A 25,786-nucleotide genomic window follows, 5' to 3' on the forward strand; every position below is an offset into this window, starting at 1 on the left:
TACGAGACGACGGAGGTCCTCAGCACGGTTCTGCGATCGACGACGTGCTCCGGCTCGGACATGCGTTCTCCTCTCCCCATCAGGCCCGGGCCTCCTCACCCGGGCCGGTGGCGATCTCGGTGCGCCACGGCGGCTGCGCGCCGGGCCGGGTGCAGGTCAGTCCGGCGACCAGGCCGGCGTGGGCCAGCGCGCGTTCCAGCTCGGTCCGGGAGAGCCCGCGCAGCCGCGCACGGTCCAGGCAGTCTTGAGTGGACAGCCAGTCGAGCAGCCCGCCGCTGAACGCGTCCCCGGCTCCGACGGTGTCGGCCACCGGCATGGTGCGGGCCCGCACCCGTACGGTCCGTCCCGCGTGGACCGCGACGGCGCCGTCGCCGCCGAGTGTGACCACGACCAGCACCGGGCCCAGGTCACGCCGCCACCGCTCGGCCGCCACCACGGGGTCCTCGCCCGGATACACCCAGGCCAGGTCCTCGGCGCTGACCTTGACCACGTCCGAGGCGGCCACCAGAGCCTCGAGGCGCTGCCGGTACCCGGCGCGGCACCCGGCCAGCGCTGGCCGGATGTTCGGGTCCAGGCTGGTCACGTGCCGCGCCCGGCACTCGGTGAACCACCGGGCGAGCACGTCGGCTCCCGGCGGCAGCGCCAGCGCGAGCGAGCCGGTGTGCACCGCGCGCACCGACTCCGGCAGAGCGGGGAGTTCGGCGGCCGACCAGTGCCAGTCGGCGGTGCCCGTGACGTGGAAGCCGTAGGTGACGTCGTGGGCGGCACCGGCCGTCACGACGGCCAGGCTTGCGGGCTCGGGAGCGGCGACGGCGTGCCCGAGGTCCACCCGGTTGTCCCGCAGGTGCTCGCGCAGCAGCGCGCCGAACCGGTCGTCGCCGAAACGACCGAGGAAGGTCACGGGTGTGCCGAGCCGGCCGAGCGTGATCGCGGTGTTGGCCGGGCCGCCGCCCGGAGCCGCGACGGGGTGCCTCGGGTCCTCGCCGACCAGCAGGTCCACGATGGCCTCTCCGGCCACGGCCACCACCGGTTCCCGCGCCGCGCTCACGAGCGCATCACCCGGGGCGAGGCCACCGATTCGCGGGGCACCAGCGGGCACGGCATCCGCTGGTGCCGCGTCACCACCCCGGCCTCACCGGACAGGTGTTCCAGCACCCGGCGGGCGGCCCACTCCCCCATCTCGTAGTGCGGCAGCGCCACCGTGGTCAGGCCGGGCGCCAGACCGTCGGCCACGTGCTCCTGGTCGTCGAACCCGACGACCGAGAGGTCTTCGGGAATGCGCAGGCCGAACTCGCGGGCCGCACGGTAGGCGCCCATGGCCATCCGGTCGTTGTAGCAGAACAACGCGGTCGGCGGCTCCGGCGACGACAGCAGCCGCGCGGCCGACCGGCGTCCCTCCTCGGCGTCGCTGCCGTCCACCTCGGACACCAGGCCGGGCTCGGGGCGCACGCCGCGCTCGGCGAGAGTCTCCCGGTAGCTGCGCAGACGCGCGTGCACGGCGGGCACGTCGGCGGTGTCGGTGCAGTACCCGATGCGGGTGTGCCCGGCGTCGAGCAGAGCGCTCACCGCCGCGCGGGCTCCGCCCTCCTCGTCCGGCACCACCCAGGACACGTCCGGGCCGTCCTCGGCCGGGCGGGCGTCCAGCACCACCAGCGGCAACGCGGCGGGCACGGCGGGCAGTTCCACCTCCCGGTGATACATCGACGCGTAGATCAGCGCGTCCACGTTGCGCTGCACCAGCGCACCGACGGCCTCCTGTTCCATCTCGACGTCGCCGCCGGAGTCCACCAACAGCAGCAACCTGCCCGTCTCCCACGCCGCGTTCTGCGCACCGGCGAGCATCCGCCCGGCGAACGGGGTGCTGGCGACGCGGTCGGAGATCAGCCCGATCGTCTGGGTCCGGCTCGTGCGCAGTCCCCGTGCGAGCAGATTCGGTGCGTACCCGAGCTCCTCGGCCGCCGCGCGCACCCGACGGCTCAGCGCGGGTTTGACCCGGCCGCCATCGCGGTCGTTGAGCACGAGCGACACGGTCGACACCGACACCCGCGCGCGGGCCGCGACCTCCCGCAGCGTCACCTTCGACACCAGTCCTCCCAGCGCGTCAAACGTTTGATGCGTCAAACGATTGACAGGACTATGCGCGAGACCACAGGAGCGTGTCCAGACCTGACCCCCTGGTCGTTACCGCGCCGTTACCTCGCTCGTCGTCGCGGACAGCGCGCTCGCGGCGGCACGCGCGGGTCCCCGTACCGCGCGGGGTTCGCGGCGGCGCCACTATGCTGCCCCGACCGGCCGACCGGTCGGTCACGCCGACGAGAGCGGGTACACGTGCGATTCTCGGAACTCGACTGGCGGCGGACGCCGTTGGGCGATCTCGTCCTGCGCCGCCGCTGGGACCCCACGGTCGAGCGGGACGTCCACGAGATCAAGCTCGGTGACGAGTTCCTCATGTCCAGCCTGTTCACCGTCTCCGAGACCGAACTGGGACGCCGGGGAGTGGCGGAGCTGTCCGGCCGCGCGGAGTTCTCCGGCAGCGCAGGAGTGTCCGGCCGCGCCGAGCTGGACGTGGCCGTGGGCGGACTCGGGCTCGGCTATACGGCGCTGGCCGTGCTCGACGAGCCCGCGGTGCGCTCGCTCGTGGTCATCGACGCGCTCGCCGAGGTCATCGAGTGGCACGAGCGAGGGCTGATTCCCGCGGGGACACGCCTGTCGGCGGACCCGCGCTGCCGTCTGGTGCACGGCGACTTCTTCGAACTTGTCCGCACCGGCGCCCCGTTCGACCCGGACCCGCCCGGGCACCCGCCCGACACCGACGCGCCGGAGCGCCGGTCCGGCGCCGAGGGACCGGGCCGCCGGTTCGATGCGGTGCTTATCGACATCGACCATTCCCCCCGGCACCTGCTCGACCCCGGCCACGCCGACTTCTACTCCGACGAGGGCCTGCGCGCGCTGGGCACCCGGCTGCGTCCCGAGGGGGTGTTCGCGCTGTGGTCCAACGACCCGCCCGACGACGAGTTCACCGCGCTGCTCACCCGGCGGTTCGCGCGGGCGCGCGCGGAGGTGGTGCGCTTCGCCAACCCGTTCCAGGACCGCGAGGCGACCAGCACCCTCTACATCGCCGGCTCCCCGGTCGCGACCTGACCGGATCCTCACGTCGAGGTAGAGTCACGGGAAGGTCCCGTCCGTGCGAGCCCCTTCGGCGCGGGGGAACCTCGCGGCGCGCCCGGTCACCGTGCCGGGTCGCCGACGGCACCGGACCCGCTCTCGGAGGAAAGGACGCGGCGTGAGCGAGCGGATGCAGATCGGGGAGGTCGCCGAGCGCACCGGCCTGTCGCTGCGCACGATCCGCTACTACGAAGAGGTCGGTCTGGTCGTGCCGAGCGCCCGCAGCCAGGGTGGTTTCCGGCTCTACACGCAAGCCGACGTCGACCGGCTCACGCTCACGCGGAGCATGAAGCCGTTGGGCCTTCACCTTGAGCAGATGCGCGAGTTGCTCGCGATCCTGGACCCCACGCCGGACTCCCCCGCGGTGGCCGACCCCGACGCCCGCCTGACCGAGTTCGCCGAGCTGGCCGAGCGCCGCTGCGAGGAGATGCGCACGCAGCTGCACCGGGTCGAGGAGTTCACCACGATGCTGCGCGTACGGCTGCGCGCGGCCCGGCGGGAGGAACCGGAGAACGCCCCCGCCAGGTCGGCCGCGCGCCGCTGAACGCCGCGGCGCGCGGCAGGGCACCCGTCTGTACGAGCGCTCGACACAGCGTCCGGTTCAGACTGTCTCGACCACGATCCGGTCGAACGCGCGCCTCCTGCGGGTGAGCTGGTAGCGGCCCGGCGCGAACAGGTGCGGGTCGCCGTCGAGGGTGCCCCGTGCGGGCTCGTCGAGGGTGATCGTGAGCGACCCGCCGCGCGGGTACCGGAGTCCGCGGCCTGCCTCGCCCGCATAGCGCACGACGACGCCGCTGTCGGACACCTCGACCGAGAGCTCCGTCGCCGCCGTGCGCGCGGAGCCGGACACGCCGTAGGCGAGGGAACCGCTCAGGTCGAGCCGGGAGGCGATGCTGTCCCGGCCGCCCTCCGGGGTGATGAGGTCGACGGCCGTGGCCGCCCGGTGGCTCCAGTGCCACGGATCGGCCGTGACCGCCTCCGGCTCGAGCACGCTCGCACGCCAGTAGGCGGCGCACCGCTCGGCCAGCCGACGCAACGACGGGCGTGCGACCACGACCAGCTGCACGTCGTCGGCAACGGGCATGCGGCCGACGCGCGGCACCATGGGTAGGTCGACCAGCGACCAGCCGTGCCGCCGGGCCACCGCGCGCGTCGCGTCGCGCAACTCCCGGCTGTCCCGGTCGAACCCGCGCAACAGGGCCACGGTCCCGTTCCGCCCGTCCGCCGGAGGTCGCCCGGCGGTGTCCAGCACGTGCTCGACGGCGTCCCGCACGGACGTGGTTCCGCGGCCACCGGCCCGCGCGGCCGGCCTGTGGGTCGTGAGTTCGTGTCCGCGAGTGAGCACAGTACTCCGTTTCGTTCGTCCGACTGTGTGTTCTGCGACTGTGTCTTGTGCGACGCGTTCGTGCGCGGACGGCCCAGTGGGTCGCCACCCGTACGGGTAACCACCTCGCGACTTCGCTACTCCTGGCTGTCTGGCTGCGCTCTGCGAGGGTACGGGATCGGCGATTCGCGCGATCGAACCGGCACGGCGCAGCCACGGCGAGTCAACGGGTGGTCGAGTACGGCGGCTCGCCACCTCCGTGGTCGCGCCGGACGCCCGGAAGCCACGTCGCTGATCTCGTGCGAGTGACCGGCCCGTAGCGACCGCCGGTGCGATCCCGCACTTCGCGAGAACATCCCGTCGCGTGAGAGTCGCGGTGTCATGAGGTCGGTCATCCTCCGAGCGCGGGGACGTGGAAGGGGCGGTGGGCCGCGAGCGCGTCCGAAACCCGGCCCACCGCCGCCGGAAAGCATACTGTGACGCGAGGGTAGAGTTGAGGCGGCAGGGCGACAGCGAGGACGGAGGCCCGCATGACAGCTGAGCACACGGTCGCGACCGACGGCTCCGGCGTGCTGACCGAGGCGCGTCGCCGACGGTCGTTCGCGGTGATCAGTCATCCGGACGCGGGCAAGTCCACCTTGACCGAGGCGCTGGCGCTGCACGCACGGGTCATCTCGGAGGCAGGCGCGGTGCACGGCAAGGCCGGGCGCGCGGGCGTGGTGTCGGACTGGATGTCCATGGAGCGCACCAGGGGCATTTCGATCACCTCGGCCGCTCTCCAGTTCGCCTACGGCGACTCGGTGATCAACCTGCTCGACACGCCGGGCCACGCGGACTTCTCCGAGGACACCTACCGCGTGCTCTCCGCGGTGGATTCCGCGGTGATGCTGCTGGACGCGGCCAAGGGACTCGAACCGCAGACCTTGAAGCTCTTCGACGTCTGCCGTCACCGGGGCATCCCGGTGATCACGTTCATCAACAAGTGGGATCGGCCCGGCCGCGAGGCGCTGGAGCTGTGTGACGAGCTGATCGAGCGGATCGGGTTGCAGCCGATGCCGCTGACCTGGCCCGTCGGCGTGGCCGGCCAGTTCCGCGGGGTCTACGACGTGACCGGCGGCGACTTCGTGCGCTACGCGCCGACGGCAGGAGGGGCGACGCTGGCCGCCGAGGAGCGCCTTTCCGGGCGGAGCGCGGAGGCCGATGTGGGGCCGGACTGGACCCGGGCCACGGAAGAGGCCGAACTGCTGTCCAGTTCGGATGGTGCCTTCGATCCGGCGCGGTATTTCGACGGCTCGGCCACCCCGGTGCTCTTCGGTGCCGCGGTGCGCAACTTCGGCGTCCGGCACCTGCTCGACCTGCTCGTCGAGCTGGCCCCGCGCCCGGAACCGCGTCCGGACGTCGACGGGCGCGACCGCCCGTTGGATGCCGACTTCTCGGCCTTCGTGTTCAAGGTGCAGACCGGGATGGACCCCGCCCACCGGGACCAGGTGGCCTTCGCCCGAGTGTGTTCCGGAGTGTTCGAGCGGGGAATGGTCGTCACCAATGCCACCACGAAACGCCCGTTCGCCACCAAGTACGCCCACCAGGTCTTCGGCCAGCAGCGTTCGACCGTGGAGACCGCCTACCCCGGGGATGTCATCGGCCTGGTCAACGCCACCGCACTGCGCGTCGGCGACACGCTCTACACCGGCAAGCCGGCCGTGCGCTTCCCCGGCCTGCCCAGCTTCGCGCCCGCGCACTTCGCCGTCGCCCGCCCGGCCGATCTGTCCAAGGCCAAGCAGTTCCGCAAGGGAGTCGACCAGCTCGCCTCCGAGGGCGTGATCCAGGTACTGACCTCGGACCTGCGCGGAGACGCATCGCCGGTGTTCGCCGCCGTCGGGCCGATGCAGTTCGAGGTCGCCGCCCACCGCATGGAGCACGAGTTCCACTCGCCGGTCCGCCTGGACCGGTTGCCCTATTCCGCGGTGCGCAAGCTGGCCGACCCGGAGCAGCGCGGCGTCATCGACGCCGCACGCACCAGCGAGGTCCTGACCCGGACCGACGGCACCGACCTCGCCCTGTTCCACGACGAGATGAGCATGCGCATCCTGTTGCGGAGTCACCCGGACCTCGCGCTGGAACCCCTGGTGGCCGAAGGCACCTGAGCCGCATCGTGTCCACCGGGACCACGACCGCGACCGCACCCGGAAAGGCGTACGCCCCCGCGTCATCCTGCCGCAGACGAGCGCCGGGCTGATCGCCACCTTCGCACTGGGCTGGCTGGCCGAGTGCTTCTCCGACCGCGTGCTCGTCCCTGTTCGTCGCGCTCGGACACGACGTCGCGGCGGGTTACCGGCCGGTGCTGCTCGTGCTCACGCTGCTTCCGCTGGCGGTGGTGCTGAGCGCCGCGCTGGTTCCCACACTGCCGCCCGTGCCGCCCGGACGGCGGTGACTGTCCTGACCGGTCGCCGTCGGAGCCGACCGGTCAGGCCGCCGCGCCCCGGCCCGCCTCGCGCAGCAGGATGTCCACGGCCTCGTCGTTGCGCCGGGTCTCAGGGCCGATCCGCTCGTCCGGCGGATAGAAGCCGTCGAGGCCACCGGCACTGGCCGGGTACATCTCGAAGGTGAAGCTGAAGATCTTGTGCTCGCCCCACATCCAGTCGTTGACGGACCCGTCGGTGATGTAGAGGTCGCTCGACTGCTGCGGGGTGTAGCCGTTGCTCGCCGCCATGCGCTCGCCGACGTCGCGGAAGCGGTCGGCCTCCGCACGGGTCATGCCCTCGGCGGTGTCGTCGTAGGTGTAGCCGTAGGGCCACAGCACCAGCTCGGAGTAGCTGTGGAAGTCGAGGTGCGCGGTGATCTGCTGGGTGCCGTCGACCACCCGGGAGTCAACGAAGTCGGCCACGGCCCTGGTCTCCGGCGCGGAGAACGGCGACGAGCCCCGGTAGGTGTCGCTGTAGGGCCATCCGCTCGACCCGCCGCAGCAACCCCACTGGTAGCCCCAGTTGCGGTTCAGGTCGGTGCCCGAGCCCTGCCGGTTCTTGCGCCAACCGTGGTAGCTCCCGCCGGAGATGTCGTACTCGGCCCCGTCCGGGTTGACCGTGGGGATCACCAGGATCTCGCGGGTGTCGACCAGCTCGGTGACCGTCGGGTCGCTGCCGTAGTCGTCGGTGAACCGCTGCACGATGCGCAGGCACATCTCGGTGGTCAGGTGCTCGCGCGCGTGCTGGTTGCAGGTGAACAGGACCTCGGGTTCGTCCTCGTCGCGCGCGGCGTTGTCACTGATCTTGATCAGGTGCAGGGAACGTCCCTCGTACGATTCGCCCACACTGGACAGTCGTGCGATGTCGCCGTGGTCGGCCTCGGTCCGCTGGAGTTCGTCGGTGAGCTCGGAGTAGGTGTGGTAGTCCTCGTCGCCCGGGGGGAACTCGTCGGCGGCCGCGCGCGTCCCCGTGCCGCGTTCGGCGAGCATCCGGTCGACATCGCCGATCCGGTCGAGATCGAATCCGTCGGCACGCAGGTCCCGCGCCTGCCCGGCGGTCGCGATCATCGTGACGGTGCCGTCCCGGACGCCGAGCACGTCCACACCGGCCCGCACCAGTTCCGTACGCTGCTCGGCATCGGCCGCGTGTGCCTCGTACAGTCCGCGCTCCCCGGACGGCTGCGCCACGGCCGGCGCGGCGACGGTGGCGAGCAGGACCAGACCTCCGACAGTGGCGAGTGCTCGACGTGTTCGGCGCATGCCGACCAGAGTCTCGGGGTGGGAAACCACTGACAACCGCCGAAAGTGGGGAACGCGGTCATCCACTCGACGCCGGGGCCGGCTTCTCCCGCCCTGCGCGCGCGCCGGAGCGCTCGGCGGTGTCCCGGGTCCGCGCGGACGTGGACCGCGTTCCGGGCAGCAACAACGCCAGCGCCAAGGCGGCGAGCGCGGTCACCACGCCGATCCCCATCACGACACGCAGTCCCGCCTGTGACGGCAGCGCCGCACCACCGAGCGAGACCGTCATCTGGGCCAGCACCGCCCCCACCACGGCGCTGGAGACCGACGTGCCGACCGACCGCATCAGCGTGTTGAGGCTGTTGGCGGCGGCCGTTTCCGACACCGGGACGGCCGCCATCACCAGGGCGGGCATCGCACCGTAGGACAGGCCGATCCCGGCGCCGATCACGCAGGAGACCGCCACCAGGTGCCAGACCTCGGACATCAGTGCCATGGTGAGCCCGTAGCCACAGGCCACCACGAAAGCGCCGACCATGAGCGTCGCCTTCGGCCCCCGTGCCGCCGAGATCCGCGCGCACACCGGAGACATCGCCATCATCACCAGTCCGGACGGCGCCATCACCAGACCGACCACGAGCATGGTCTGTCCAAGTCCGTATCCCGTCGCGACGGGAAGCTGGAGCAGTTGCGGCAGCACGAGCGACATCGCGAACATGGCGAAGCCGAACACCGTCGAGGCGGCGTTCGTCACCAGCACCTGGCGACGCGCGGCGACCCGCAGATCCACCAGCGGCCGGGCGGTGCGCAGTTCCCAGCGTCCCCACACCGCGAGCACGACGACGGCCACGGCGAACAGGCCCGTGGTCGGCACGCTACCCCAACCCCAGTCGGCGCCCTTGGAGATCGCCAGCAGCAGGCAGACCAGCGCCACGGACAGCCCGAGCGCACCGACGAGGTCGAAGCGTCCGCCGGTCCGGCGGGACGACTCCGGCACGACCGTGCCCACGAGCAGGGCGGCCACCGCCCCGAATCCGGCAGCGGTCCAGAACAGCACGTGCCAGTCGGTGCTCTCGGCGAGGAACGCGGCGGCGGGCAGGCCGAGCGCACCGCCCACGCCGAGGGACGCGCTCATCAGCGCGGTGGCCGAGGCGAGCCTTTCGGCGGGTAGTTCGTCGCGCATGATGCTGATGCCGAGCGGGATGACCCCCGCCGAAAGTCCCTGAAGCGCGCGCCCGGCCACCAGGACGGCCACGCTGTCACTCACCGCGCAGAGCACCGACCCGGCCACCAGTGTGCTCAGGCTGATCAGCAGCATGCGCCGCTTGCCGTACATGTCGCCGAGCCGCCCCATGGTCGGCGTGGCGACCGCCGCGGCGAGCAGGGTGGCCGTGACCGCCCACGACGTGTCCGACACCGACGCGTCGAGCAGCCGGGGCAGCTCGGGCACCAAGGGGATGATGAAGGTCTGCATGAGCGAGACGACGATGCCGGACATCGCCAGCACCGCGACCAGTGTGCCGGGTCTGGGTACGGCCGCGTTCTCGCGGTCGGCGGGGCGCGCGGGCTCAGCGGGCACGGAGTACCTCCGATCGGGCCACGAATGCGGATTTAAGTCAATCAATTGACTGACTCTAACGGATCGCGGTTCACTGGTGGCGGATCACCACCCCACACGAGGAGGGCCCGCCCATGAGCCGAGGCCAGCACGAGCAGAGTGGCGAGCACGCACTGCACTACCCCCTGCCGAGTCCCGCCGCGCTCGAACCCCCACCGGAGTGGGCGCGACTGCGGGGCTCGTGCCCCGTCGCGCGGGTGCGGTTGCCCAGTGGAGACGAGGCGTCGCTACTCACCCGCTACGACGACGTCCGGCGGGTGCTGGCCGATCCCCGGTTCAGCAGGCAGCTCAACGCCGAGGGCGCGGCCCGCGTCGCCGACACCGAGTCGGGCGGGGTGTTCAACGACTCGATGGCCGCGACGCTCCCGCAGAGCGGCGAGGGACACCTGCGGTGGCGGCGCTCGGTCGCGAAGTGGTTCACGGCCCGGCGCATGGCCGCGGTGAAACCCCGGATCGAGACGATGACCGACCATCTCGTCGACGCCATGGTCGACCGGGGAGCGCCCGCGGACCTCAAGGCCGCGGTCGGCTTCCCGCTTCCGGTGTGGGTGATCTGCGATCTCCTCGGCGTTCCCGACTCCGAACGGGACCGCTTCTCCTACTGGTCCGACACCCTGCTCAATCTCACCCGCTACGACCAGGCGGAGATCGACGCCGCGCAGGCGGCGTTCACCGAGTACATGACCGGCCACGTCGCCGCGCGACGGGCCGAGCCGGGCGAGGACCTGCTCAGCATGCTCGCCACCGAAGGTTCCGAGTCCGGCCCCGGCATGTCCGACGCGGCACTGGTGGCCACGGGCAAAGCACTCCTGGTGGCCGGGCACGAGACAACCGCGAACATGATCGGCAAGATGGTCGGCATGTTGTTGGCCGACCGGAGCCGGTGGGAACGGCTGCTCACCGATGGCGCGCTGGTCCGTACCGCGGTCGAGGAGGCGCTGCGGTTCGACGCCAACCCCGGCATCGGCATGCCCCGCTACATACCCGAGGATGCCGAGATCTCCGGCGGAACCATCCCGGCAGGTACGACGGTGATGTGCAGTATGGCCGCGGCCAACCGCGACGAGCGCACGTTCTCCGAGGCCGGGGAGATGGACCTGGCTCGCAGCCCCAACCCGCACCTGGCTTTCGGAGCCGGGCCGCACTCCTGCCTGGGCCAGTCACTGGCACGCACCGAGTTGCAGACGGTACTCGAGGTGCTCCTGCGGCGTCTGCCGTCGCTGGAGCTGGCGGTGCACGCCGCCGACCTCCAGCGGGTCGAGGGCTTGGTCGTCGGCGGACTGGCCACCGTGCCGGTGCGGTGGTGACCGGACGATGTCAGCACGGACCCACCGCGCCGAGGACACCCGGGAGGCGATCCTGGTCACGGCGGAGCGGCTCTTCGCCGAACACGGCGTCTACACGGTGTCCAACCGGCAGATCAGCGAGGCCGCAGGGCAGGGCAACAACACCGCCGTCGGCTACCACTTCGGCGGGAAGAGCGACCTTGTCCGCGCCATCGTGCGCAGGCACTCCGTGCCCATCGAACGACGCCGCGCGGAGCGAGTGGCCGAGGCCGACGGGAGCACCGAGGTCCGCGACTGGGTGGCCTGCCTGGTCCATCCCGTGGTCGACCACCTCGCCGCCCTCGGCGTGCCGACGTGGTTCGCGCGCTTCGGCGCCCAGGTCATGAGCGACCCCACGTTGCGCACCGCCATGTCCGAGGAGGCGATGAGCGGGCCCTCGCTGACGTACCTGCTCGACCGGCTCAACCAGTGCCTGCCCGAGCTGCCCCTCGACGTGCATCTCGAACGCGGCGTGATGGCGCGGCACCTGATCGTGCACATGTGCGCCGAGCGAGAACGCGCTCTGGCCGACGGCACGCTCACGCCACGGGCGAGCTGGCAGGAGGCCGCGAACGGCCTGGTCGACGGCATCACGGGATTGTGGGTGGCCCCGGTGACCACCCACACCGGTGGGCACGACCGGCCCCGCGGCGCCTCCCGGGACCCCGGGCACACCGACCACATCCGAGACACGGAGGAGAGAGCACGGTGAACATCAGCGTCGACGAGGACAAGTGCTGTGGTGCGGGCCAGTGCGTCCTGCTCGCACCCGAGGTGTTCGACCAGCGTGAGGACGACGGCATCGTGGTCCTGCTCGACGCGCACCCGCCGGAGTCTCTGCACGCGACGGCGCGGGAAGCCGCCGACGTGTGCCCGGCGCGGGCGATCCGGGTCGGCGACGACTGAGCCGGGCCACCACTGTCCGAACAGGTGTTGTGCCGTAGCCTGCCCGCCGACCGTGCGTGACGGCGGCGACGTGGAGCCGCCCCGTTTCGGGGTCGTTCCACGTCGCCGGAGCCGTTCGCGATCCGGGCCGCGGGCTAGCTCACCCGTGCCCCGGTGTGCAGGGCCACGCCGTCACGGGCGCCGACGTCGGCCCGGAACCAGCCGTTGGCGTCGACCCGGTAGGACGGGCCGGTGCAACCGCCGTCGACGACGTCACCGTGCAGCACGTCACAGTAGGTGCCCTCGGGCAGGTCGGTCTCGAACCAACGCCCTGTCACCGGTCCGGTCTCGTCGTTGAGCACGACGTAGCCGTCGCCGCCGCGTCCGAACGCGATGACGTCGTTGCCGTTGTCCCACCAGTGCACGACCGGTGCGTCGCCCACCGCGTTGCGGAACCCGACCATGTTGCGGATCGGCCGCCAGTCGTGCTCGCACTGCCAGGCCGCCGAGGAGCAGTCGGCGTCGGACGTGCGACCGGAGCCGTCGGACGGCGGGCCCGCGTCGAAGTCGTCGTAGGAGTAACTGCTCATCACCTTCGGCGTGCCCACCGGCCAGGCGAGCATGAACGCGTTCGCCAGCGCGTACCGGTCGCCGTCGTGGAAGCTCATCGTAGTGCCCTCACGCTGGCTGTCGTGGTTGTCCACGAAGGCAACGACCTGGTCGGAGGGCACGGCCGTGCCGAAGTTCTCCAGGTAGGCCAGCCGTTCCGCATTGAAGATCCGGGCGAGGTCCCGGGCGTAGCGCTGGTCGTAGACGTCGCCGTTGCTTAGGTACTCGTCCGGGGTGACCGGCTCACCCGCGCCGTAGAGCACTTCCTGGTAGACGTAGGCGGGCTCGGACAGCCGGGACACGATCGCGCCGACGTCCTCGGCGGCCATGTGCTTGGCCGCGTCGACGCGGAAGCCGTCGACACCGAGCGCCAAGAGGTCGTTGAGGTAGTCGCCGATACGGTCCCGGACATACTCCGCACCGGTATCGAGGTCGGCGAGGTTGAGCAGCTCGCAGTTCTGCACCTCGTAGCGGTCGGTGTAATCGGCGATGTCGTCGTCGCCGTTTCGCCCGCAGTGGTGGAAGTCGTCGTAGCCGTACCCGGCCTCGGGATACTCGTAGTGGCAGTACGACGAGCCCGCGCTGCCCGTACCGCATTCCTCCTGACCGGTCATGTGGTTGACCACCACATCGGCGTAGACCGCGACCCCGGCACCGTGGCAGGCCTCGACCATCGCGCCGAACTCCGCACGCGTCCCGCGCCGGTTGTCGTCGATCCGGTAAGAGACGGGCTGGTAGTCCTGCCACCACGGGTAGCCCTCGTCACCGAGGACCACGTGCTCGGAGGGCGGGGACACCTGCACGGCGCCGTAGCCGTTCGGACCGAGCTGGTCCTGACAGGCCCGGGCGACGCTGTTCCAGTTCCACTGGAACAGCGTCGCGATGACGTCGCGGTCGCCGGGCGGGCCCGCCTGCGCCGGTGGCGCTCCCTGCGGCGGCAGGCTCACCAGCGCGGCCACGAGCGTGGCCGCCACCAGGACACGTGGGAACATCGTCGACCCTTTCGTGTTCGCGTAGTCGGACGGCCACCGGTGGTGACAGACGATGAGAGCGGACCGCCGACACCCCTGTCAAGAAACTTGCAGAAAGTTGCGCAAGGCCCTCGGGCGCAGCGCCGCGACCTGCGCGGACACATCGCCGCCTTGCACGAACAGACTCGTCGCCGCCGTGCACGAACAGACACGCCGCCGCTTCGCACGAGCAGCCAGGCCGCGGCTTCGCACGAGCGGACTCGCGGCAACCTCGCACGCGCGGACACACCGCAACATCGCACGAGCGGACACGGCCACCGACCCGCGTCAGCCCATCACCCGCGCGCACGGCAGGCGCGTGGCCGCACCGACCGGCCCGCGGCGCCGTACCCGACGACCATCGCACCCGCCGGTACCGCACCCGCGAGGCGACCGGCTATCTTGTCACGGTCCGCGTCCGACACGCCACGGGAGACGACCATGGGCGATTCCGCGCACGCACCCAGCTCCACGCCGGTCGGGGTGGACCCGAACCGGGCCAGCATCGCCCGCGTGTACGACGCCGCTCTCGGCGGTAAGGACAATTACGCCATCGACCGCGAGGTCCTCGACGCGATCAAGACCGCCGCGCCCGAGGTCCGCGACATGGCGTGGGGCAACCGCAACTTCCTCATCCGCGTGGTGCGGTTCCTGGCCAACCAGGCGGGCATCACCCAGTTCCTCGACTGCGGCTCGGGCCTGCCCACCGCCGAGAACACCCACCAGGTGGCCCAGCGCATCGACGAGCAGATCCGCGTGGTCTACGTCGACAACGACCCGGTGGTGCTGGCACACGGCAACGCGCTGCTGGCCGACAACGAGCACACCTGGATCGCCGACGCCGACATCTACCGGCCCAACGACGTCTACGAGCACGAACTCGTGCGCAAGCACCTCGACTTCGGCGAGCCGATCGGGCTGCTGCATGTCTCCACCATCCACCACTATCTCGGCGACGACTACGCCGACGTGATGCGCGCCTACGTCGACCCACTGCCGTCCGGATCGTTCGTGGCGGTGTCCCACTTCTACGACCCCGAAATTCCGGAGCTGTCGGCCACGGCCCGGGCGATGGAACGCGCGATGCTCGACAGTCCGATGGGCTCGGGAGTGTTCCGCACCGGCAGCCAGATCCTGGAAATGGTGCCCGGTCTGGAAGTCATCCCCCACGCCGCCGGATCGCCGCCCGAGGTGGTGGCCTGTGACCTGTGGTGGCCCGACGGGCCCCAAGTCCGCCCACTCAACGACGCCCAGCGCCTCGTCGGGTGCGTGGTCGCCCGCAAGCCGTAGACGCGGACGCGGAGTCCGCGACGGTGTGATCACACGGCGCACGCAGCACTGGTGCGGCACCGTCAGAACGGTGGCGGATCGGCCCCGCCTGCCGATCGTGGTGGGTGAAGCGGCTCGGGGTCGGTGCCGTGGGTCTGGCCCGACGGCCCGCGCACGGTGAAACGGTGAGTGGCCCGGTCGAGGTGGAAGGTCCAGCCGGGCGCGTCCTTGAGCCGGTGGTGTCGTCGGCACAGGCCGATCAAGTTCTCCGTATCGGTCCGGCCGCGACGACCGCGACCCCACTCGGTGACGTGGTCCAGGTCGCCGAACTGGCTGGGACGATGACATCCGGGAAACCGGCAGTGCCGGTCGCGCACGCGCACGTACTCGTCGGTGACCGCCGGAGGCCGGTAGCGCCGTCGTCCCACGTCGACCGGGGCGCCGGTAAGCGGATCGGTCACGATCCGCCGCCACGTGGAACGCGGGCCGAAGGCGATCTCGCGTGCCACCCGGGCCGGAACAGGGCCGTGTCCGGCGAGTTCGCCCGGTCGCTCGGCGATCCCGGCCAGGGTGGGCAGGTCGACGTAGACGAACACCTCCGCCCGCGCCGCCGCCGGCCACGCGGCACCGCCGGTGACGTCGGTGGCGGCCGTCGTGCCCAGCAGCAGGTCGGCGAGCACGTCGGCACGCAACTGGTCGGTGGTGCGCTGTTCGCCCCGACCACGCAGCGCCCGGGCCCTCCGGTCGATCCGGGTGTACGCGGCGGTGGCGACCTCGGCGGGGAGATCGGCGAACAGGGTCGCCATCCCGTCATGCCCGTGCACCAGTTCCACTCGGCGCTCGGCCCGGCGCCGCCGCGCGCGCTCGGACGCGCCCCCGGGGTCCACGCGCGCCACCAGCCTGGTCACCGCCCGCCGGATCCACCCCGGCTCGCGCCCCGCGAGCCTGCCCGCCAGCGCCGCGTCGACCTCACGGGCGTGCTCATCGGACAGACAGGCCGTCGGTTCGGCCACCTTGGCGGCCTTGTCCGCGCCGAGCTGACCGGCCTCCATGGCCGCCAGGGTATGCGGGAGACGGTCCGTCAGCGTGAGCGCGAGATCGAGTTTCCTCCGTGCCTGGTTCTCGCTCAGCGCCAGCGCCAACGCGAGTTCGGCGGCCACGTCCGGCGCACCGCCGCGCCGCCGGTGGTACTCCGCGATGTCCCGCAACTGCGCCGCCTCCAGCCGCGCGAGGCACGCTCCCCACTCCCGGACCCGGTCGAGGACCGAGCCCTCCGGCACGTCGTCCGACCGCTCCCCCAGTTCGCTCATGTGTTCGACTATAGCGGCGTACCGAGGGAGGCGGCATCGCTGGATCGAGCGATCCGGGACCGGCCACGACGCGGACGCCCGCGGACGCCGACGCTGCGTCCTCAGAACGCGCACGCGAACGCTGCGTCCTCAGAGCCAGCGGCCGAGCTCCGGCACCTCCGGCGCGTTCTCCGCGCGGAGGCGGCGCGCTCCCCGCCCGGTAATCCAGCGGGCGAGGTCGGCAGCGGACCCGGTGACCACCACGCCTTCACGCGAGGCGAGCTCGACCCGGTACTCGACGTCGCGGTCGGCCGGGCGCAGAACCAGCGCGGGGCCCTGCTGTCTGCGCTGCCACAATGCCGTCACGTCGGCCAGCAGCGCGTCGACGACATCGGGCGGGAAATCGGCGAAGTCACCACTGTTTCCGAGGTCGACGCCGTGAATCCACACCTCCCGCGCCCGCATCCACGGCGTCTCCGCGGCGGGCACCAGCCGCCCCTGCGCGGTGCGCACGTGCTCGTCCCACCTGTCGGCCGGCAGATCGCGCCACAGCACGTCGAGCTGGATCGCGGCGTGCTCGCTCAGGTTGCGCAGCGCGGCAGGCGTCAGCGTGGCGCCCAGTTCGATCTCGGCGTCACGGGCCTCGGGTGAGGCATACATCGGGTTCTCGACGCCGGTGGCGGCCCACTCGACCAGCCGGGCGATCGCCCGCGCGTTGTAGCCGACGTGCGCGACGAGGTGCCGCCGGGTCCAGCCGGGCAGCGCCGTCGGTTCGTCCAGCTCGGCGTCGCCGAGCTCGGCGAGCTGACGGGCGAAGTAGGCGGTACCCCGGCGCGCCCACAGCAACCTCCGCCGGACCAGCTCCGTCGACACGGTCACGACATCCCGCCTTTCCCGTCCCGGGCCGCGGGCCGGATCATTCGGCCCTCGCGACGTTGACCAGTTCCCCGATCCCGGCCACGCGGGTCACCAGCGTGCTGCCCTCGGTCAGGTACCGGGCCGGGGTGCGGGCGTGCCCGACCCCGCCGGGCGTGCCGCTGGCGATGACGTCGCCAGGGTTCAACGGCAGGATGCCCGAGATGTAGGAGACGAGTTCGGCGGGGCCGAACACGAGGTCCGCGACGGTCGACCGCTGCATGACCTCGCCGTCGACCTCCGTGGTGATCTCGGCATCGAGGTCGGCCTCGTCGGTGGTGACCAGGTGGGGGCCGAACGGCGTGGTCGCCTCGAAGGTCTTGCCCTGCAACCACTGCTTGGTGCGGTACTGGAAGTCGCGCGCGGTGACGTCGTTGAGCACGGAGTACCCGGCGATGGCCCGCTCCGCGGCGGCGGTGCCAGCGTGCCGCACCCGCTCTCCGACGACGATCGCCAGCTCGGCCTCCCAGTCCACGGCGCCGGAGGCCGCGGGGAGCACGACAGGGTCACGCGCGCCGATCAACGCCTCCGGATACTTCGCGAACAGTGTCGGGTACTCGGGCAGCTCCCGGCCCATCTCGAGGATGTGGTTGCGGTAGTTCAGCCCGACACACACGATCTTGCCCGGCTCCGGCACCACGGGCGCGTAGTCCACTCCGGACAACTCGTGCCGTGCTCCTCCGGTGGCGGCGGCCTCGGCGCGCCAGTCGTGGCGGCGCAGCAGGGTGCCGACGTCGGGCGCGGGCAACTCGACGGCGTGACCGCCGTCGACGCGCGCCGCCGTGGTCACGCCGCCGACGCGCAGTGTGGCCAGCTTCATGCCTGTCCTTCCTCGATGAACACTCGGGACTGGTTGAGCCGCTCGAAGACCGGCTGATCGGAGAAGCGGAAGAGGTCGAACCCGCGATCGGTCCGCAGCGACCACCGCGCCCACGACGGCACGACGAACAAGTCGCCCGTGGACACGCGGTACCGCACGTCGCCGAGCTCGACCTCGCCCTCGCCGTCGAACACCTGCCACACCGACGACCCGACCTCGCGCCGGGTCCGGGTGCGGGCACCGGCGCGCAGGCGGTGGAACTCCGCGCGGACGGTGGACATGACGTCGCCGCCGGTGGTGGGGTTGCTGTAGCGGACGGCGGCGTGCCCGGGCTCGACGGTGGCTGGGTGCCCCTCGTCCTCGAGGGCGAGCTGCTCGCGCAGCGCCGCGTCGGTGTGCTCCCAGCGGTAGGCCGCGATCGGCGAGTTCGGTGTGTCGTCGAGGCCGGACAGCGGACGCAGCCCCGGATGCGCCCAGAGACGTTCCGAACGGGACACACGCGGGGTGGCCGCGTCGGTGACCTGCTCGGAGCCGAACTCGAAGAACCCGGAGTCGGTGTAGTTGACCAGCGGGATGTCCAGCCCGTCGAGCCAGGCCATCGGCGAGTCGGTCTCGTTGTGGTGGCCGTGGAAGTTCCACCCGGGCGTGAGCAGGAAATCACCGCGCCGCATGGCGACCGGATCGCCGTTGACGACGGTCCAAACGCCCTCACCCTCGACGACGAACCGGAAGGCGTTCTGGCTGTGCCGGTGTTCCGGTGCGACCTCGCGGGGGCCCAGATACTGGATGGCCGCCCACAGCGTCGGGCTCGCGTACGGAACGCCGCCCAGTCCGGGGTTGGCCAGCGCGATCGCGCGGCGCTCGCCGCCCCGGCCCACGGGCACGAGGTCCCCCGCCCGGCGCGCCAGGGGGTACAGCGTCGACCAGCGCCACACGTGCGGCACCGCGCGGGGTGCGGGCCGCTCGGGCATGAGGTCGCCGAGCTGGGTCCACAGCGGGTTGAGGTGCTCGGCGGCGAAATCCGCGTACAACCGGTCGAGCCGGGGGTCCTGCTCGGTGCCGGGGTCGGTCGCGGTCATGGGTCCTCCCTCGGTACGGGGCGCGGTCGGGCCGTGCGGGGGACACGTCCCTGTCCTGCGCCGCGATCGTAGGCAGGCGGTTCCACTTGTCGGAACGAAATTCCGCTCTCAGGAATCGTAAGGACGGCTGAGAACCCGGCTGCCGTGCTCGGCGAGCCGGGTCCCACCGCGAGGTCGTGCGCTGCGGCACCAAAGCCCCTCGGACGGAGTTCACCCGTCGGGCAGCATCGCCAGGTCCCGCTCGGCCCGCGTGACCGTCCCGGCCATCTCCCGCGCCACGTCCGGGACGCGCGCCCGGTCGAAGCGCGCCGACGGCGCGGAGACCGAGAGCGCGGCGAGCGGTTCCCGGTCCCGTCCGCGCACGCACATCCCCAGGGCGGAGACCCCGGTCTCGGTCTCGTCGACGTTGAGCGCGAACCCCCGGGCCCGCACCCCGTCGAGCGCGCGGATCAGCGCGGGCCAGTCGACCTCGGTCCCGGTGCGTTCGCCCGGCGTCGCGCCGGACTCCGCCTCGCCCGCCTCCGGCCGGTACAGGCGCCGGAGCTGGTCCTCGGGCAACTCGGCCAGCAACGCCTTGCCACCCGAGGCGAGATGGGCGGGCAGGATCGTGCCCTGCCGATCGCCGACGCGCAGCACCTGACCGGATTCCACTGTGGACAGGAACCGCACCTGCGTTCCGACGCGCACCATGAGATTGACGGTCTCGCCCACCCGGTCGCACAGCACCTCCATGTGCGGCGCCAGCGCCCGCCGGAGTCGCGCGAGTGGACGGCCCACCACCCGGCCCGCCGTCAGCGCGGGTCCGGGGACGTACGTGCGGTGGTCGTCCTGCATCGCGAAGTCCCGGTACACCAGCATCGCCAAGAGCCTGTGCGCGGTGGACCGCGCGATGCCCAGCTCGGCCGCCGCCTCGCTGACGCGCAGGCTGCCGTGGTCCCGCAGCAGGTGCAGCAGCCTCAGCGCGTTGTCGACCGAGCCCAGCGCGTAGGGAGGCCTGTTCTTCATATCGGAATTGTATTCTGCTCAGGCGAACAGGTGCCTACCGTGTGCTCCCGGCGTCCTCGCCAGTCCCGGACGCCTCGACCAGAAGGGACGCACGATGAGCGACAACCGGACCTCGACCAGCGCCGACTCGCCCGACGTCGTCGTGGTGGGCGGCGGCATCGGCGGCCTGGCCACCGCCTACGCGCTGGCGAGGACGGGACGGTCCGTGCGGGTGCTGGAACGCGCCGCCGAGTTCGGCGAGGTCGGCGCGGGCCTGCAGATGGCGCCCAACGCCACCCGGATCCTGGCCGAGTGGGGGCTGCTGGACGAGATCGTCGCGGTGGGCGTGCTGCCGAAGCGCGTCGTCCTTCGGGACGCGCTGCGCGGGGACGAACTCAGCCACCTCGACCTCGCCTCGGTGCACCGGCGGTACGGGGCGCCGTACGTGGTCGTGCACCGCACCGACCTGCACCGCGTCCTGGTCGAGGCGTGCACCCGGGCGGGCGTCGACCTGCGCACCGGGCGCCCGGTCACCGCGGTCGAGACCGTCGGCGACATCGCGCTGACCCACTGCGCCGACGGCGAGGTGCACCGCAGCGCGGTGACGCTCGGACTCGACGGGCTGACCTCCACGCTGCGCCGCTCCGTCGTCGGCGACGATCTGGTCGCCTCCGGTTACGTGGCCTACCGGGGCGCGGTACCGCTCGAAGAGATGCCCGTGGACGTGGACCTCGACGACGTGGTCTCCTGGGTGGGACCACGCTGCCACCTCGTGCAGTACCCGCTGCGACAGCGGACGATGATTAACCAGGTGGCGGTGTTCCGCAGCCCGGCGTTCGACCGGGGTGAGCGCGACTGGGGTGGCGCGGACGAACTCGACGACGCGTTCGTACACTGCCATCCGCACGTCCGCACGTCGCTGGGTTCGCTGTGGCGCGACCGGCAGTGGCACATGTACGACCGCGAACCCACCGGCACCTGGGTGGACGGACGACTGTGCCTGCTCGGCGACGCCGCCCACCCGATGTTGCAGTACCTGGCCCAAGGTGCGAACCAGGCGGTGGAGGACGCTTACGTCCTCGCCGCCGAGGCCACCCGGCACACCGTCGACGACCTGCCGGACTGGCCGGCCACCCTGAAGGCGACCACGCACCGGCGGGCCCCCCGCACGGCCGAGGTGCAGCGCACGGCCCGGTCGTGGGGCGAGCTGTGGCACGTCGACGGCCTCGCCCGCGCCCTGCGCAACGAACTGCTGACCACCCGCGACGTCCACGATTACCGGCACGTCGACTGGCTCTACGGCCGCTGAACGGCACACCGGACCGCACGAAAATCATTCACACGTCACTTCCCGAATCGGACGGGAATCGTTAGGCTGCGGAGACGCCGGACCCGGTCGCCCGGACCCGGCTCGGGTCCCGGGCTTCCGCGCGCCCACCGGCCGCCACGCCTCGCCCACAGCCCGGACCGCCTCGCCGCGCCGGGCAGACGGCCGGAGTCGGCCCCCTCGAAACCATTCTTCCAGCGTATTCGCGGTATACATCGTGATACTACTGGACAAATAAGTGCGTACTTGCGCGAATCGATCCGTTCACCAACGATTCGGGTATGACCCCAGCAGGCAGAGCAGTGTCCAGACCGCGCCCGCAACGGGTGACGACCAGCCCGGACTGGTACGAGAAAGCGAACATCTCCTTGGGCATCCGGGCCAACGGTTTCGTCTTCGTTTCGGGACAGGCTCCCGTGGACGAATACGGGAACACCGTCGGAACGGGCGATTTCGACGCGCAGGCGCGCCAAGCCTTTCTGAACGTCGCGTCGGTCCTCAAGGCGGCAGGCGGCTGCCTCTCCGATGTCGTCAAGGTGACGATTTACGTGACCGACGCCCGTTACGTGACGGACATGGTCGAACTCCGGCGCGAGCATTTCTCGCGACCGTATCCCGCCGACTCGTTCGTCGAGGTCTCGGCCCTTGCCAGGCCGGAGTGGATGATTGAGATCGACGCGATCGCCGTGGCGAACGGATAGCACGCGCCCGAACGACGCGATGACCTTGTTGACCGTGCTCGAATTCGTGAGATGGATTTCCCATGGGTGACAACACTGACACCGACGTGACGCTCGGCGGCGAGGGCCCGCCAGCGAGCCCCGCGCGGCACAGATGGCTGGTTCTGGGCATTCTCTGTGTCAGCCTGCTTCTGATCGGAATGGACCTGACGATCCTGCACGTCGCGGTGCCCACCGTGTCCCAGGACCTTCTGCCCAGTACCTCGCAACTGTTGTGGATCGTCGACATCTACGCGCTGACGGTGGCGGCGTTCTTGGTCACGTGCGGCACCTTGAGCGACCGGATCGGCCGCAAGAAGGTGCTCCTCGGCGGGTTCGCCGTGTTCGGACTGGCCTCCGCGGGCGCGGCGTTCTCCACCGCGCCCGAACTGTTGATCCTCACCCGCGCCGCACTGGGCTTCGGCGCGGCGATGGTGGCCGCGGCCACGGTGGCCGTGATCCGGATCGTGTTCCCCGACGACCGGGAACGCGCCTTCGCCATCGGCCTGTGGTCGGCCAGCCACAGCGTCGGCGCGGCGATCGGCCCGATCACGGCGGGCCTGTTGCTCGAGCACTTCTGGTGGGGCTCGGTGTTCTTGATCAACGTGCCGATCGTGGTGGTGGCACTGATCATCGGCGCGGTCGTGATCCCCGAGTCCCGGGACGAACACCGCCGTCGCTGGGACGGGCTCAGCGCCGTCATGTCGATCCTCGGGCTCGGCGGGCTGGTATACGCGCTCAAGCAGTTCGGTGAGCACGGCGCGATCTCCCCTGCCTACGCCGCGGTCGGGCTCGTCTCGATCGCCCTGTTGGTCCTGTTCGTCCTCCGCCAGCGCAGAATCACCGAACCACTCCTCGAACTGTCCCTGTTCGCGAACAGGAAGTTCTCCGTGGCCACCGGCTCGATCCTCGTCTGCTTCGCCGGCTACATCGCACTGATGTTCTTCGCGACGCAGCGGTTCCAGCTCATCTCGGGCTACTCCCCGCTGGCCGCCGGGGTGGCGCTGCTGCCGATGGCGGTCGCCAACGCGGTCGGGGCGGTGTTCGCGCCGAGGATCGGGATGGCGCTCACCAACAGGGTCGCGGTCACCACCGGCCTGCTGGTCTTCGGCGGGTCGATGTTCGGGCTCGCGGTACTGAGCGCCGACAGCGGGTACGCCTCGATCGTCGCGCTGCTCATGGGCACCGGCCTCGGTGCCGGCGTGGTGACCACCCTCGGCGCCGACACGATCATGTCGAACGCCGACCCCAGCCGGGCCGGAGCCGCGGGCGCGATCCAGGAGACCTCCTTCGAGCTGGGCTCCGGACTCGGCATCGTCATCCTGGGTACGGCGCTGAGCGCCATCTACCGGATCACGCTCCACCCGGTCGACGGAGTGCCCCCGGCGGAGTTCGCGGAAGCGCAGAACTCTCTCGGTTCCGCCGTGGAGGTGGCCTCGCGCCTGAACGATCAGGCCGGCGCGACGCTGCGCTCGGCCGCCGAGACCGCGTTCCACAACGGATTCACGATCGCGGTATCCGTCGGCGGGGCGATGTTGCTCGCCATGGCGGTCGTGGCCTGGCGCCTGCTGCGCGACCGGCGCGAGGTGGACGACCACGACGACGCCACGACGTCCGCGCAAGCCTAGGAAGACGAGGAAGGCGAGTACCGCGCCCGGGCCCCGGCTTCCGTGGAACCGGGTCCGGGCGCGGGCGCTGTCGTGGTTCGGACCACTTCTCACACGGTCCAGAATCCCACGGCCGACGTAGCCCGCGAGGTGATGGCGTTGCTCGGTCCAATCGACGCAGTAGCGGACCGGCGGGTCCTCGGGAAGGTCCACGCCGAAATCGGCGAGCAGTTCACGCCCCCGCGCGGACAACCGGTAGTCGTGATCCCGTCCCGGTCCGGACAACCGGTCGGACGCGCCCTCGCGGTAGGCCGCAAACCCGTCGTGGCACACGTGGCCATCGGGGCCGCTCGGGGCCATTCGGGCCTTTCAGGGGCGCGGGGCCGCTTCCCACGCGTCCTGGCTGGCGAGTGTGACGTCCGGCCGCAGGATCTCCGGTTCGAACGGCCGCGGGTCGCGGCCGGCCGCCAGGCGCAGGGGCCAGTCGGGATTGGCGAGTGCTCCGCGTCCCAACGCGACCAGGTCGGCCTCCCCGCCTGCCAGAATCGACCGCGCCCGGCCGAGCGCGTGCATCCCCCCGTTGGCGATGACGGGAAGCCCGGTGGTCTTCCGGGCCAGGCGCGTGACCGTGCTCCCGTCGTCCAGCGTCGCGCTGTCGGCCCAGTCCTGTCCTTCGCTGGCGAGGTGCAAGTAGTCGACGCCGGCCTCGGCGACCGCACGGAAGATCACCTCCGCCTCCCGCGCTCCGCCCGGCCACCGGTAGCCGACATCGTTGACCTTGCTCTGGGAGAGCCGGATGCCGACCGGGAAGTCCGCACCGACCGCCTCCCGCACGGCGCCCACGACCTCGGTCGCGAAGCGGACCCGGCGGTGCGGGTCGCCGCCGTACTCGTCGTCGCGCACATTGGTGTAGGTGGTGAGGAACTGGTCGACGAGGTAGCCGTTGGCGCCGTGCACCTCCACGCCGTCGAACCCCGCCACCCGCGCGGCGGCGGCGGACCGCGCGAAGCCCTCGACGGCCTCGGCGAGCTCGGACCGGGTGGCCGCGCGGGGCGTCCGGTAGGGCCCCTCACCGCCGTAGGCGGACATCTTGGTGCCGGCCGGGGGCACCGCGGACGGCGCGATCGTGTCCGTGCGATGGCGGTTGTGCTGGGACAGGGCTCCGGCGTGCATGAGCTGCAGCACGATCCGGCCCCGTGCCTCGTGCACGGCCCGGACCACCCTCCGCCAGCCTTCGATCTGCGCGGCGGACACGATCGCGGGCTGGTTCGGGTAGGCCTGGCTGTAGCGCTGGTCGGTGTAGGTGCCCTCGGTGATCACCAGCCCGAAACCACCGTGGGCGTAGCGCGCGTAGTACTGGGCCATCCGGGCGGTGGGCACACCGTCCCCGCTCGTGCTCACCCGGGACATCGGGGCCACCGCCACCCGGTTGGGCAGTTCCAGGCCCGCGATCCGCACCGGCGTCAGGGCGACGCGATCCGACATGACGATCCTCGATTCGTCGAACGACACATACCGCGGCGGGCCGGCATCGTCACGGACGCTTCCGTCGTGCCCCCGCGACGTCCTCCCGGGCGAGGAGGCGTCCCCGCCTCGGCGCGGGACAGCGGCACGACGATCATCGTGCTGGCACGTCCGTGTACGCAAGTACAGTCTTCGATGTGCCGTAGTATCGGTATGTATACCGTCGTCGGAGGTCGCTCGTGCGGGACCCTGTTGAGGACAAGCCCGACTACTGCATGATCGAGGCGGTCATGGAGGTGGTCGGCGGCAAGTGGAAGATGGCCATCGTGAAGCACCTGTTCGCCGGACCGCAGCGCTTCGGGCAGCTCCGGCGGGCGATGCCGTCGATCACGCAGCGCATGCTGACCCGACAGCTCAGGGAGCTGGAAGCCGACGGGATCGTGGTACGGACGGTGTATCCACAGGTACCGCCGAAGGTCGAGTACAGCCTGACCGACACCGGGGCGAGCCTGAAGGACATCGCCCTCAGGCTGGAGTCCTGGGGCCACTGGTACCGCGAGCAACGCGGCAGCCCGGAGGCGGCACACGAGTGACCGCGCGGACCCCGCGCACCCGTGCCCGCTCGGCTCGGCGGAGCCGGGCGGCCCGTCACCGAGCGGAGGCCGCCTCGTCCGCCG

At 71.4% G+C, this 25,786-nt stretch carries 23 protein-coding genes; 11 read left to right on the forward strand and 12 right to left on the reverse strand.

The features are described 5' to 3' along the window. Window positions 1-79: 79 nt before the first annotated feature. Entirely contained in the window at window positions 80-1,048 is a 969-nt protein-coding gene (locus SACSA_RS0116340) for a carbohydrate kinase family protein (protein ID WP_019818779.1), read from the reverse strand. Then, a complete protein-coding gene (locus SACSA_RS0116345; protein WP_019818780.1) occupies window positions 1,045-2,085 on the reverse strand; it encodes a LacI family DNA-binding transcriptional regulator in 1,041 nt (346 codons plus the stop codon). The genes SACSA_RS0116340 and SACSA_RS0116345 overlap by 4 nt, the downstream gene beginning before the upstream one ends. A 243-nt stretch (window positions 2,086-2,328) precedes the next feature. On the opposite strand from SACSA_RS0116345, the gene SACSA_RS0116350 reads away from it, so the two are divergent. Beyond that, complete coding sequence (locus SACSA_RS0116350; protein ID WP_019818782.1) at window positions 2,329-3,141, forward strand: spermidine synthase family protein; 813 nt, start codon at window positions 2,329-2,331, stop codon at window positions 3,139-3,141. Between the two features lie 142 nt (window positions 3,142-3,283). Beyond that, window positions 3,284-3,709, forward strand: a complete 426-nt coding sequence (locus SACSA_RS0116355) for a MerR family transcriptional regulator (RefSeq protein WP_019818783.1) — start codon at window positions 3,284-3,286, stop codon at window positions 3,707-3,709. 57 nt (window positions 3,710-3,766) lie between these two features. Here SACSA_RS0116355 and SACSA_RS0116360 read toward each other — a convergent pair whose 3' ends face one another. Next, entirely contained in the window at window positions 3,767-4,438 is a 672-nt protein-coding gene (locus tag SACSA_RS0116360; protein ID WP_157596942.1) for a hypothetical protein, read from the reverse strand. A 581-nt stretch (window positions 4,439-5,019) separates the two neighbouring features. Here SACSA_RS0116360 and SACSA_RS0116365 point away from each other — a divergent pair. Next, window positions 5,020-6,633, forward strand: a complete 1,614-nt coding sequence (locus SACSA_RS0116365; RefSeq protein ID WP_019818785.1) for a peptide chain release factor 3 — start codon at window positions 5,020-5,022, stop codon at window positions 6,631-6,633. 320 nt (window positions 6,634-6,953) lie between these two features. Here the strand turns inward: SACSA_RS0116365 and SACSA_RS0116375 are convergent, their stop codons facing one another. Both SACSA_RS0116375 and SACSA_RS0116380 read right to left on the reverse strand, forming a co-directional pair. Next, window positions 6,954-8,210, reverse strand: a complete 1,257-nt coding sequence (locus SACSA_RS0116375; RefSeq protein ID WP_019818787.1) for a M14 family metallopeptidase — start codon at window positions 8,208-8,210, stop codon at window positions 6,954-6,956. A gap of 58 nt (window positions 8,211-8,268) precedes the next feature. Further along, a complete protein-coding gene (locus tag SACSA_RS0116380) occupies window positions 8,269-9,768 on the reverse strand; it encodes an MFS transporter (RefSeq protein WP_019818788.1) in 1,500 nt (499 codons plus the stop codon). 113 nt (window positions 9,769-9,881) lie between these two features. Here SACSA_RS0116380 and SACSA_RS0116385 point away from each other — a divergent pair, with 113 nt between their 5' ends. The 3 genes from SACSA_RS0116385 to SACSA_RS0116395 are packed head-to-tail and all read left to right on the forward strand — an operon-like array spanning window position 9,882 to window position 12,038. Beyond that, complete coding sequence (locus tag SACSA_RS0116385; protein WP_019818789.1) at window positions 9,882-11,114, forward strand: cytochrome P450; 1,233 nt, start codon at window positions 9,882-9,884, stop codon at window positions 11,112-11,114. A gap of 7 nt (window positions 11,115-11,121) precedes the next feature. Next, entirely contained in the window at window positions 11,122-11,844 is a 723-nt protein-coding gene (locus SACSA_RS0116390) for a TetR/AcrR family transcriptional regulator (protein ID WP_019818790.1), read from the forward strand. Further along, window positions 11,841-12,038, forward strand: coding sequence for a ferredoxin (locus SACSA_RS0116395; protein ID WP_019818792.1), 198 nt, complete (start codon window positions 11,841-11,843; stop codon window positions 12,036-12,038). The genes SACSA_RS0116390 and SACSA_RS0116395 overlap by 4 nt, the downstream gene beginning before the upstream one ends. A 134-nt stretch (window positions 12,039-12,172) precedes the next feature. On the opposite strand, the gene SACSA_RS0116400 is transcribed toward SACSA_RS0116395, so the two are convergent. Continuing rightward, window positions 12,173-13,618: an alpha-amylase gene (locus SACSA_RS0116400; protein WP_019818794.1), complete on the reverse strand. Its 1,446-nt coding sequence runs from the start codon at window positions 13,616-13,618 to the stop codon at window positions 12,173-12,175. Window positions 13,619-14,077: 459 nt separating this feature from the next. Between SACSA_RS0116400 and SACSA_RS0116405 the strand changes: the two genes are divergently transcribed. Beyond that, the gene (locus tag SACSA_RS0116405) at window positions 14,078-14,926 is read left to right on the forward strand and encodes an SAM-dependent methyltransferase (protein WP_019818795.1); all 849 of its coding nucleotides are present in this window, start codon (window positions 14,078-14,080) and stop codon (window positions 14,924-14,926) included. Window positions 14,927-14,988: 62 nt separating this feature from the next. Here SACSA_RS0116405 and SACSA_RS0116410 read toward each other — a convergent pair whose 3' ends face one another. The 5 genes from SACSA_RS0116410 to SACSA_RS23420 form a co-directional block, all read right to left on the reverse strand. Further along, complete coding sequence (locus tag SACSA_RS0116410; protein WP_019818797.1) at window positions 14,989-16,215, reverse strand: HNH endonuclease; 1,227 nt, start codon at window positions 16,213-16,215, stop codon at window positions 14,989-14,991. A 129-nt stretch (window positions 16,216-16,344) separates the two neighbouring features. Continuing rightward, a complete protein-coding gene (locus tag SACSA_RS0116415) occupies window positions 16,345-17,073 on the reverse strand; it encodes a maleylpyruvate isomerase family mycothiol-dependent enzyme (RefSeq protein WP_019818800.1) in 729 nt (242 codons plus the stop codon). Between the two features lie 37 nt (window positions 17,074-17,110). Then, a complete protein-coding gene (locus SACSA_RS0116420; RefSeq protein WP_019818801.1) occupies window positions 17,111-17,929 on the reverse strand; it encodes a fumarylacetoacetate hydrolase family protein in 819 nt (272 codons plus the stop codon). Further along, the gene (locus tag SACSA_RS0116425) at window positions 17,926-19,008 is read right to left on the reverse strand and encodes a cupin domain-containing protein (protein ID WP_019818802.1); all 1,083 of its coding nucleotides are present in this window, start codon (window positions 19,006-19,008) and stop codon (window positions 17,926-17,928) included. Before SACSA_RS0116425 ends, SACSA_RS0116420 begins: the two co-directional genes overlap by 4 nt. Window positions 19,009-19,218: 210 nt before the next feature. Beyond that, window positions 19,219-20,013 (reverse strand): IclR family transcriptional regulator, encoded by a 795-nt coding sequence (locus SACSA_RS23420; RefSeq protein WP_019818803.1) that lies wholly within the window; start codon window positions 20,011-20,013, stop codon window positions 19,219-19,221. Between the two features lie 94 nt (window positions 20,014-20,107). On the opposite strand from SACSA_RS23420, the gene SACSA_RS0116435 reads away from it, so the two are divergent. From SACSA_RS0116435 to SACSA_RS0116445, 3 genes are all read left to right on the forward strand, one after another. After that, complete coding sequence (locus tag SACSA_RS0116435) at window positions 20,108-21,301, forward strand: FAD-dependent oxidoreductase (RefSeq protein WP_019818804.1); 1,194 nt, start codon at window positions 20,108-20,110, stop codon at window positions 21,299-21,301. 320 nt (window positions 21,302-21,621) lie between these two features. Then, window positions 21,622-22,020 (forward strand): RidA family protein, encoded by a 399-nt coding sequence (locus tag SACSA_RS0116440; protein WP_019818806.1) that lies wholly within the window; start codon window positions 21,622-21,624, stop codon window positions 22,018-22,020. Between the two features lie 62 nt (window positions 22,021-22,082). Next, window positions 22,083-23,666, forward strand: a complete 1,584-nt coding sequence (locus SACSA_RS0116445) for an MFS transporter (RefSeq protein WP_019818807.1) — start codon at window positions 22,083-22,085, stop codon at window positions 23,664-23,666. A gap of 348 nt (window positions 23,667-24,014) precedes the next feature. On the opposite strand, the gene SACSA_RS0116450 is transcribed toward SACSA_RS0116445, so the two are convergent. After that, entirely contained in the window at window positions 24,015-25,130 is a 1,116-nt protein-coding gene (locus SACSA_RS0116450; protein ID WP_028661950.1) for an oxidoreductase, read from the reverse strand. Window positions 25,131-25,384: 254 nt separating this feature from the next. On the opposite strand from SACSA_RS0116450, the gene SACSA_RS0116455 reads away from it, so the two are divergent. Further along, a complete protein-coding gene (locus tag SACSA_RS0116455) occupies window positions 25,385-25,702 on the forward strand; it encodes a winged helix-turn-helix transcriptional regulator (RefSeq protein WP_019818809.1) in 318 nt (105 codons plus the stop codon). Window positions 25,703-25,786 lie beyond the last annotated feature (84 nt).

Origin of the sequence: Saccharomonospora saliphila YIM 90502, from assembly GCF_000383795.1 — a bacterium.
GTDB classification, from domain to species: Bacteria; Actinomycetota; Actinomycetes; order Mycobacteriales; family Pseudonocardiaceae; genus Saccharomonospora; species Saccharomonospora saliphila.